The organism is Streptomyces sp., assembly GCF_036566765.1.
Lineage (GTDB): Bacteria > Actinomycetota > Actinomycetes > Streptomycetales > Streptomycetaceae > Streptomyces.
The window spans coordinates 1-9,602 of record NZ_DATCVQ010000034.1 but is presented as its reverse complement, the minus strand read 5'-3'; the positions used below and the strand labels follow the sequence as shown (position 1 = coordinate 9,602).

Sequence of the window (9,602 nt, the reverse complement as noted above, 5' to 3'; positions counted from 1 at the left end):
GCGGGACGACCGCCAAGCCGAAGGGAATCGCGCACACGACGGCCGGGTACCTCGTCGGCGCCTCGACCACGCACCACTACATCTTCGACGTCAAGCCCGACTCGGTGTACTGGTGCGCGGCCGACGTCGGCTGGGTCACGGGCCACAGCTACATCGTCTACGGCCCGCTAGCGAATGCGACGACCGGCGTGATCTTCGAGGGCGTTCCGAACTATCCGAATGCGGAGCGCTGGTGGGAGATCATCATCGCGCCGGTCTCGGTCTGCCACCAGGTGTCGACGATCGGCGTGCGGTTCCCGCCGATGTGCTCGCGGTACCAGACCCACGCCTCGGGGTTGATCGGCTCGCCGACCGAGCCCAGCACGCGCAGGCTGGACAGGTCGAACTTCGCGGGGATGTCGTCGCCCCACTTCATGAACGTGCGGATCGCGGTCGGCGCGGTGTAGAGGATCGTGACGCCGTACTTCTGGACGATCTCCCAGAACCGGCCCTGGTGCGGGGTGTCCGGGGTGCCCTCGTACATGACCTGCGTCGCGCCGTTGGTCAGCGGCCCGTACGTGATGTACGAGTGTCCGGTCACCCAGCCGATGTCGGCGGTGCACCAGTAGACGTCGGTCTCCGGCTTGAGGTCGAAGACCGCGTGGTGGGTGTAGGCCGCCTGGGTGAGGTAGCCGCCCGAGGTGTGCAGGATGCCCTTCGGCTTCCCGGTCGTGCCGGAGGTGTAGAGGATGAAGAGCGGGTGCTCCGCGTCGAACGCCTCGGGGGTGTGCAGGGCGGACTGGCGGCCGACGATGTCGTCCCACCACACGTCGCGGCCCTCGGTCCAGGCGACCTCCTGGCCGGTGCGGCGGACGACGAGGACGTTGCCGACGCGGTCGACACGGGCGAGGGCTTCGTCGACGGCCGGCTTGAGCGCGGACGGCTTGCCGCGGCGGTAGCCGCCGTCCGCTGTGATGACGAGCTTGGCGTCGGCGTCCTCGATACGGGTGGCGATGGCGTCGGCGGAGAAGCCGCCGAAGACCACGGAATGCGCGGCGCCGATGCGGGCGCAGGCCAGCATCGAGACGACGGCCTCGGGGATCATCGGCAGGTAGATCGCGACCCGGTCGCCCTTGGTGACGCCCAGCTCGGTGAGGGCGTTGGCGGCCTTGGAGACCTCGTCCTTCAGCTCGGCGTAGGTGATGGCGCGGCTGTCGCCCGGCTCGCCCTCGAAGTAGAGGGCGACCCGGTCGCCGTTCCCGGCCTCGACATGCCGGTCGACGCAGTTGTACGCGACGTTGAGCTTCCCGTCGGCGAACCACTTCGCGAACGGCGGGTTCGTCCAGTCGAGGGTCTCGGTCGGCTCGGTGGCCCAGGTGAGCCGCCTCGCCTGCTCGGCCCAGAAGCCAAGCCTGTCCGTCGCAGCCTGCTCGTACGCTGCCGCCGTCACGTTCGCGTGCGCGGCCAGCTCGGCCGGCGGCGCGAAGCGGCGCTCTTCCTTGAGCAGGTTGGCCAGGCTTTCGTTGCTCACGACATCTCCCTTTCCCAGGGCGTCTTATGTGCCTCTGTGTCCCGGGTCATAGCTCATCAGCCAGATGCCCGGGTGACAAGAGCCTCCCGGGAATTGGTTTAGACCTGTGAGTGACCCTGGCCCGTTGCAGGGTGGCCCCTTCTCCCCAGGGCGGTGGGGAGAAGGGGCCACACAATCTCACGGACGGCGGGGCGGAAAGGTTCAGGGCGCGCGGGATTCCGCAGGTCAGGCTGCCGGGCCCCGGCTGCGGTCGAGGCTTCGGCCCGGTTGCGGATCAGGCTCCGGCCGAGGCTTCGGCCCGGCTGTGGATCAGGCTCCGGCTCGCTCCAGGGAGGAGGGCGGGACGCGGTCGAAGACGTCGTCGTAGCGGGGCACGTCGTCCGACTCGGCCAGCAGATACGCCTGCGCCTCGCCGACGTGGAAGTACATGCCGTGCAGCTGCAGCGTCCCCTCGGCGATCCGCCGCGCCACCGGCTCGTACGCCCTCAGGTGCTCCAACTGCTGGACGACGTTGGTCAGGCACAGCTGCTCCACCGCGTCGGCGGGCAGTCTGCCGGAGATCCGGGCCTGGGCCTGATGCCGGCTCGCCATCCGCTCCAGGCTGGGCAGCCCGTGCCGCAGCCAGCGGCGCAGCGGCGTCTGCGGCGCGTCCGGACCGGCGGAGAGCAGCGCCTGCATGGCCCCGCAGCCGGAGTGCCCGCACACGGTGATCGACTCCACCTGCAGCACGTCCACCGCGTACTCGATGGCCGCCGCGACCGAGTCGTCCCCGCTCTCCGCGCCGGGCAGCGGCACCAGATTGCCGACGTTCCGCACGGTGAACAGATCGCCCGGCCCGCTGGACGTGATCATGCTCGTGACCAGCCGCGAGTCGGCGCAGGTGAGGAAGAGCTGCGAGGGCCGCTGGCCCTCGCGGGCGAGCCGGGCGAGCTCCTCGCGCACCAGGGGGGCCGTGTTGCGCTGGAACTTGCCGATCCCGCTGGCCAATTGGTGACCGGTGGTGCGCTGCGTTCCGCCGGCCGGAGGGTGCGTGCCGCAGTGGTGGTTGCGCCAGGGCGTCCAGGGGCGGCAGCAGGTGTGCGCCTCGGTGGCCGGTTCGGCGATCCGCCCGCCGGCCGGGCCCGTCATCTCGACCGTGCCGCCGTGCCGGACGTACGAGGCCTGCCACTCGGTCAGCGACTCGTACGCGGCGTGGTCCATGAAGGACCCGTCCAGCTCCACCACCACGTGCCCGCCCGGCGGCAGGTGGTGCAGCGTCCGGCTCAGCCGGGGCACGGCGAGGAAGGTCAACTGGCCTCGGGCGCGCACCAGGTGGCGACCGGCGAGCTCCTCATGGGTGATCCGGGTCCGGGTGAGCCGGTGCAGCGCGACGGCGACGGCGACGGCGACGCCAAGGGCCACGCCCTCCAGGACGCCGATCACGACGGTGCCGCTCAAGGTCACCGCGTACACCAGGACTTCGCGATGCCGGGTGACCGTGCGGATGTGGGTGATGCTGACCATCTGGACGCCGACCACCATGACCAGGGCGGCCAGCGCGGGCAGCGGGATGAGGTCGAGCACGGGCACGAGGAGCAGTGCGGCCAGCACGACCCACAGGCCGTGCAGCATCGTGGCGTGGCGGCTGACCGCGCCCGCCGAGACGTTCGCCACGCTGCGGACCGCGACGCCGGCGACCGGCAGTCCGCCGAGGGCCCCGGAGACGATGTTGGCCGCGCCCTGACCCGCGAGCTCGCGGTCGAGGCGGGAGCGGGGCACGCCGTGGCCGTGGTCGGCGCGCACCGCCACCAGCTTGTCGACGGCGACGGCCGAGAGCAGTGACTGGACGCTGGTGACGAGCGTGATCGTGAGGACCGCGGCGAGCAGGCCGAGGACCGGCCCCTCGGGCAGTCCGGGCAGGGCGTGGCTGCGCCAGGACTCCAGGTCGACGCGGGGGACGCTCAGCGGGGCGAACGCGGCGAGCGCCGTCGCGGCGGCCACCGCGGCGAGCGCCGCGGGGATCTTCCGCGCGGCCGCGCCGGCCCGGCCGGGGATCCGGGGCCACAGCAGCAGCACGGCGACGGTGAGGGCGCTGACCGACAGCGCCCCGAGGTGGCCCTCGGCCAACTGGGCGGGCAGCCCGAGGACGTTGTCGACGGCGGAGCTCTGCGGGGTCCCGCCGAGGACGATGTGGAGCTGGGCGAGGGCGATGGCGACGCCGATGCCCGCCAGCATGCCGTGCACGATGGCCGGCGAGACGGCGAGCGCCGACCGGGCCACGCGCAGGGCGGCCAGGGCGAGTTGGGCGAGCCCGGCGAGCACGGTGATCGCGCAGGTGGTGCGCCAGCCGTAGCGCTGGATCAGCTCGGCGGTGACGACGGTCAGGCCCGCGGCGGGGCCGCTGACCTGGAGAGGGGAGCCGCCCAGCCGTCCGCCGACGATGCCGCCGACGGCGGCGGCCACCAGTCCGGCCTGGAGCGGGGCGCCGGTGGCGAGGGCGATGCCGAGGGAGAGCGGCAGGGCGATCAGGAAGACGGTGACGGACGCGGACAGATCCGCGCCGGCGATGCGGAAGCGACCGCTGCCGCGCGGTGGGCTGTGGGGCCGCTGGGAGCGGGGTCGGTTGGTGGTGCGGTTCGGGGTGCAGAGAGTCATGTGTTCCCGTCTCCTCCGGGGCAGCGCGGTCGCGGCTCGTTGCGGGACGAACGTGGGGGGACGCGGCCGTGGGTCACGGCGTGCAGCGGCGGGATGCTGGGCGCTGCTGCTCGCTCGGGCGGCGGCCCGTTCGAAGCGAGTATCAACACTCAGTAAATGGATCGTAATGCAGAGTAAAGACTCCGGCATTATTTTCGGGGCAAACAGGGCAATGATTCACCGATTCCGGTGAATGGCGGGCCTTGTTCCGCTTGTCGTTTCATCGTTCCGGTGGCCGTGGTGCGACGTTGACGCCGCTCGCACGGAACCCGAGGAGAGGTGGGCGATGACAGTCGCCGGGACAAGGACCACGGTCCGCAGGAGAACGCTCGCCACCGGCGCGGTCGCGGTGGCGCTGGTCGCCGGACTCGCCGGGTGCTCCGGCTCCGACGGGGCCGCGCCGACGAAGGGCGGCCGGGGCGGACAGGCCGCCCCGAAGGGCGTCCCCGGGGCCGGCGCCGCTGCCCCGAAGAGTCCGGTACGCCTCATCGGCGACGGCTCCACCGCGTACACCGGGGCCCAGCCGGACCAGCCGACCTGGAAGCGCCTCAAGCCCGGCGAGAAGCCACCGCAGTTCGTGGTCTTCTCCTGGGACGGGGCCGGCGAGGACAGCCAGAAGCTGTTCTCCCACTTCCGGACCGTGGGCAAGAAGTACAACGCGAAGATGACGTACTTCCTCAGCGGGGTCTACCTGCTGCCCGAGGAGAAGTCGAAGCTCTACAACCCGCCGCAGCACTCCGCCGGCCGCTCCGACATCGGCTTCAACGACACCGAGGGCATCCGTGCCACCGTCCGGGAGTTGCGCGGGGCCTGGCAGGAGGGCAACGAGGTCGGCACGCACTTCAACGGCCACTTCTGCGGCCCGGAGAGCGGGGTCGGCAACTGGTCGGTGGAGGACTGGAAGAGCGAGATCGGCCAGGCCAAGTCCTTCGTGAAGAACTGGCGGACGAACGCCGCCCTCAAGGCCGAGCAGCCACTCCCGTTCGACTACGACAAGGAACTGGTCGGCGCACGCACCCCCTGCCTGGAGGGGCGCAAGAACTTCGTCCGGGCGGCGAGCCAACTCGGCTTCCGCTACGACACCAGCGGCGTCAACAACCAGGTCTGGCCCAAGAAGGACCTGGGCCTGTGGGACCTGTCGATGCAGCTCGTCCCGGTCCCGGGCCGCGCCTTCGAGACGCTGTCCATGGACTACAACTTCATGGTCAACCAGTCCGGGACGAGGACCCAGGGCGACCCGTCCCAGCACGAGTACTGGGGCAATCAGATGCGTGACGGCCTCGTCCAGGCCTTCGACCGCGCCTACGACGGCAACCGCGCCCCGCTGATCATCGGCAATCATTTCGAGTCCTGGAACGGCGGCACGTACATGCGCGCCATCGAGGAGACGATCGCGACCGTCTGCGTGAAGCAGGAGGTCCACTGCGTCTCGTTCCGGCAGCTCGCCGACTGGCTGGACGCCCAGGACCCGAAGGTCCTGGCGAAGCTCCACACCCTGAAGGTCGGTCAGGCCCCGCAGGGCGGCTGGCAGTCCTTCCTCGCCGCCGCCCCCGTAGCTCCCGCCCCGCCGGCCAGGCGGGCCGAGGGGCGCTGAGCCTGTCGGCTGGGTAAGCCGCTCAGCTGGGTGAGCTGCTCAGCGGGGTGAGCTGCTCAGCGGGCGAGCCGCTCAGCTGGGTGAGCTGCTCAGCGGGCGAGCGGCTCAGCTGGGTTGCGGTACCGCGAACTGCTCGCCGAGCACGAACCCGGGGTCGACCTGCGCCGCCAGGTCGGCCCCGGTTTTGGCGTTGCCCCAGCTCTCGGCGTTCTTCAGGTGGAAGTGGACCATCTGGCGGGTGTAGCGCTCCCAGTCGCGATGGGCGTACGAGTCGTCCGCCGCGTTCTGCAGGCTCTGCAGCGCCATGCGGTTGTCCGCCTCCAGGAGCTCGAACCGGGTCGGCCGGCCCTTCTCCATCGCGCGGACCCAGTTCGAGTGGCCGACGGTCACCAGCAGGTCGTCGCCGACCTCCTCGCGCAGGAAGTCCAGGTCGTCCGGCCCCTGCACCTTGTTGCCGACGACCTTCAGCGCGACGCCGAAGTCCCGGGCGTACTCCTTGTACTGGCGGTAGACGGACACGCCCTTGCGGGTCGGCTCGGCGACCAGGAAGGTCATGTCGAAGCGGGTGAACATGCCCGAGGCGAAGGAGTCCGACCCGGCCGTCATGTCGACGACGACGTACTCGTCCGGCCCGTCCACCAGATGGTTCAGGCACAGCTCCACCGCGCCGACCTTGGAGTGGTAGCAGGCCACCCCGAGGTCCGACTCGGTGAACGGGCCCGTCGCCATCAGCCGGATGTCGCCGTCGTCCAGCCGGACGGTACGGGCACAGGCGTCGTACACGGGGTTGTCCTCGCGGACCCGCAGCAGCTGCGAGCCCTGCCCCGGCGGGGTCGTCTTGATCATGGTGTCGGCGGAGGCGATCCGCGGGTTCGTGCCGCGCAGGTACTCCTTGATGAGCGGCAGACGCGCGCCCATCGCGGGCATCGCGGCCGCCTCCTCCTCGTCGAGACCGAGCGCGGCGCCGAGGTGCTGGTTGATGTCCGCGTCCACCGCGACGACCGGCGCCTCGTTCGCGGCGAGATGGCGGATGAAGAGCGAGGACAGCGTGGTCTTGCCGCTGCCGCCCTTCCCTACGAAAGCGATCTTCATGTTCACCTACGGTAGCCGCTCGATCGCGACGCGTGGTCGAAGTGCGTGAAGAAGACCACTCCAAGGTGGGGTGCGGGCGCAGGGCGCGTAGCCTCGCTACTTATGAGTACGCACGCCTCTGACCCCCTGGCCGCCCTCGGCTCCCTGCCGGGCGTCGCCGACTCGGTGGACTCCGTACGCAAGGCCGTCGACCGGGTCTACGGGCACCGCATCATGCGGCGCCGCAGCAGTGAGATCACCGGGGAGGCGGCGCTGCGCGGCGCGCGCGGCTCGGCTGCGCTGTCCGGGGCCGACTGGGCTCTGGAGGAGGTGCGCCGGCGCACCGACTTCGGCGGCGACCAGGAGGCCAGGACCGTCGGGGCCGCGCTGCGCCTGGGCTCCGAAGCCGGTCAGCTGCTGTCCATCTGGCGACAGTCGCCGCTGCGGGTGCTGGCTCGGCTGCACCTGGTCGCCGCGGGCGAGCAGGACGAGTCGACGGGGCGGCCGCGGCAGGACGGCGAGGCGGTCGACGAGCCGCTGATCGAGGCCCCGCTGCCCGACGCCGCGGAGGTCGAGGGTCGGCTGGACGGGCTCTCCCGGCTGATCATCGCCGGCGGTACGGCCCCAGCGCTGGTGACGGCGGCGGTGGTGCACGGCGAGCTGCTGGCGCTGCGCCCGTTCACCTCGTACAACGGCCTGATCGCGCGGACCGCGGAGCGGATCGTGCTGATCGGCAGCGGCCTGGACCCGAAGGCGATCTGCCCGGCTGAGGTCGGGCACGCGGAGCAGGGGCGGGCGGCGTACGTCGCGGCCTTCGAGGGCTATATGTCCGGGACCCCGGAGGGTATGGCGGCTTGGATCGCGCACTGCGGGCGCGCGGTCGAGCTGGGGGTCCGGGAGTCGACGGCAGTCTGCGAGGCGCTTCAGCGCGGCGCGGCCTGATCGGCGCGAGGCGCTTCAGTGCGGCACGGCCTGATCGGTGCTGCCTGATCGTCGCTGCGAAAAGTCCCTGAACAGGGTTGCGGCGGTACCAGTTTCGGTACCGCCGCTGGCACGTCTGCCCAGTTACCAAGCGTCCTCGATATGTGCCCATCAGGCGGGGACTTTGCCCTACGCCTGGTGCGGCTGGCCCGTAATCGACGGGTCGACGTCGCGTGGGTGCCAAGCTTCTGTGCTCAGGTCCGTGGGGCCTTCATGCTCAACAGGTGATCCTCTCGGATGTCCTAGGTCTCGCGGGCCTGTTTCCTTTGTACCTCTCCCGAATGGGAAGCGGAACCCCTAAGCTCCACTTCTTTGCCTTTGGTCTCAAATCTGGACAAACGGGGCGACTTAGGCGGCCCGGTTCGCCTGGCGTCGCCTGCTGGCGTACCAGACCAGTCCGGCCGTTGCGACGGCCGCACCGACGGCCGCCGCGGCGACCAGCGTGGGGCGCGGCGGCATCTTGAACTCCGGCAGCCGCTGCTTGAGCCGGACGGGGCGGTTGAAGACGAGGATCGGCCAGTCCCGGGCGGTCGCCTCGCGGCGCAGCGCCCGGTCCGGATTGACGGCGTACGGGTGACCGACGGACTCCAGCATGGGTACGTCCGTCGCCGAGTCGCTGTACGCGTAACAGCGCGACAGGTCGTACCCCTCCGACTCCGCGAGCTCCCGGATCGCCTCCGCCTTCGTGGGGCCGTAGGCGTAGTACTCCACCTCGCCCGTGAAGCAGCCGTCGTCGCCGACGACCATTCGGGTGGCGACGACCCGGTCGGCGCCGAGCATCTCGCCGATCGGCTCCACCACCTCGGCGCCGGAGGTCGAGACGATCACGACGTCCCGGCCGGCGGCGTGGTGCTCCTCGATGAGTGAGGCGGCCTCGTCGTAGATGATCGGGTCGATCAGGTCGTGCAGGGTCTCGGCGACGAGCTCTTTGACCTGCGCGACGTTCCAGCCCTTGCACTGCGCCGAGAGATATTGGCGCATTCGTTCCATCTGATCGTGGTCGGCGCCGCCCACGAGGAAGACGAACTGGATGTAGGCCGTCCGCAGGACGGCGCGGCGGTTGATCAGCCCGCCTTGATAGAAGGACTTGCTGAAGGTCAGCGTCGACGACTTCGCAATGACCGTCTTGTCCAGGTCAAAGAAGGCAGCTGTGCGCGGCAACGAGTGGTTTTCCACGACCCTGAGCATAGGTGCCCGCCATTCGGGGCACGCTGGGGCGCGTGGGTTTGCCTGAGAAGGCTCTCGGGTACACCATGGAAGTCACGGATCGTTCGCGACCGTGCTAACCCGGTCTGGCTCCTCCCCCCCCGAGTCGGACCGTGGGGACGACCCCCGCTCTCCCCCCCGGCGGGGGTCGTCGCATGTCCGGATGGGTTTTCCCATCTTCTGCGCGACCCCGGAGCCGTCTCGGCACCGTTGATTCCGCGCTCTTCGCGCATCCGCGATCAGTCACTATGTGTAGCCGTTGGGATGCTCTGCGGAAGTCGTTGAGCGCTCACCGGTAGGCGTGAAGCCGATATTCACAGCCGCTGAGTTGTCCACAGTTTTTGACCAAGATCCACACGATTTCCGGGATCGCTGCACCGTGATTCCCACGCGCTCCGCCTGCGGCCAGTTCATGGCCGGTTCCGTTTGTCGGACGCGTTCGGCCGGTTCGTATCGGCCGCTCATATGGAGGCCGCTTGCCGGCTCTTCACACGAGAGGGAATCGCGGGGTCCTGGAGGGCCCCGCGCAAGAAGCAGCGAAGGGGGCTGGAGATCGTGGCGGGAGCC

The 9,602-nt window shown here is 70.3% G+C and carries 5 protein-coding genes and 2 pseudogenes; 3 read left to right on the top strand and 4 right to left on the bottom strand.

Annotation, left to right across the window (positions count from 1 at the left end; genetic code table 11):
- Positions 1-26 precede the first annotated feature (26 nt).
- A pseudogene (locus VIU94_RS01730) lies at positions 27-224 on the top strand (hypothetical protein); the annotation flags it as partial.
- A gap of 11 nt (positions 225-235) precedes the next feature.
- Here the strand turns inward: VIU94_RS01730 and VIU94_RS01725 are convergent.
- Together VIU94_RS01725 and VIU94_RS01720 are read right to left on the bottom strand one after the other, a co-directional pair.
- Positions 236-1,510, bottom strand: a pseudogene (locus tag VIU94_RS01725) (acetate--CoA ligase); the annotation flags it as partial.
- Between the two features lie 309 nt (positions 1,511-1,819).
- Positions 1,820-4,144: a SulP family inorganic anion transporter gene (locus VIU94_RS01720; protein ID WP_331906734.1), complete on the bottom strand. Its 2,325-nt coding sequence runs from the start codon at positions 4,142-4,144 to the stop codon at positions 1,820-1,822.
- Between the two features lie 325 nt (positions 4,145-4,469).
- Between VIU94_RS01720 and VIU94_RS01715 the strand changes: the two genes are divergently transcribed.
- Positions 4,470-5,777 (top strand): polysaccharide deacetylase family protein, encoded by a 1,308-nt coding sequence (locus VIU94_RS01715; protein ID WP_331906732.1) that lies wholly within the window; start codon positions 4,470-4,472, stop codon positions 5,775-5,777.
- Between the two features lie 105 nt (positions 5,778-5,882).
- Here VIU94_RS01715 and VIU94_RS01710 read toward each other — a convergent pair whose 3' ends face one another.
- Positions 5,883-6,869, bottom strand: coding sequence for an ATP-binding protein (locus VIU94_RS01710; protein ID WP_331906730.1), 987 nt, complete (start codon positions 6,867-6,869; stop codon positions 5,883-5,885).
- Between the two features lie 102 nt (positions 6,870-6,971).
- Between VIU94_RS01710 and VIU94_RS01705 the strand changes: the two genes are divergently transcribed.
- Entirely contained in the window at positions 6,972-7,790 is an 819-nt protein-coding gene (locus VIU94_RS01705; RefSeq protein WP_331906728.1) for a Fic family protein, read from the top strand.
- Positions 7,791-8,177: 387 nt separating this feature from the next.
- Here VIU94_RS01705 and VIU94_RS01700 read toward each other — a convergent pair whose 3' ends face one another.
- Positions 8,178-9,017, bottom strand: coding sequence for an HAD family hydrolase (locus VIU94_RS01700; RefSeq protein WP_331906726.1), 840 nt, complete (start codon positions 9,015-9,017; stop codon positions 8,178-8,180).
- Between the last annotated feature and the right edge of the window lie 585 nt (positions 9,018-9,602).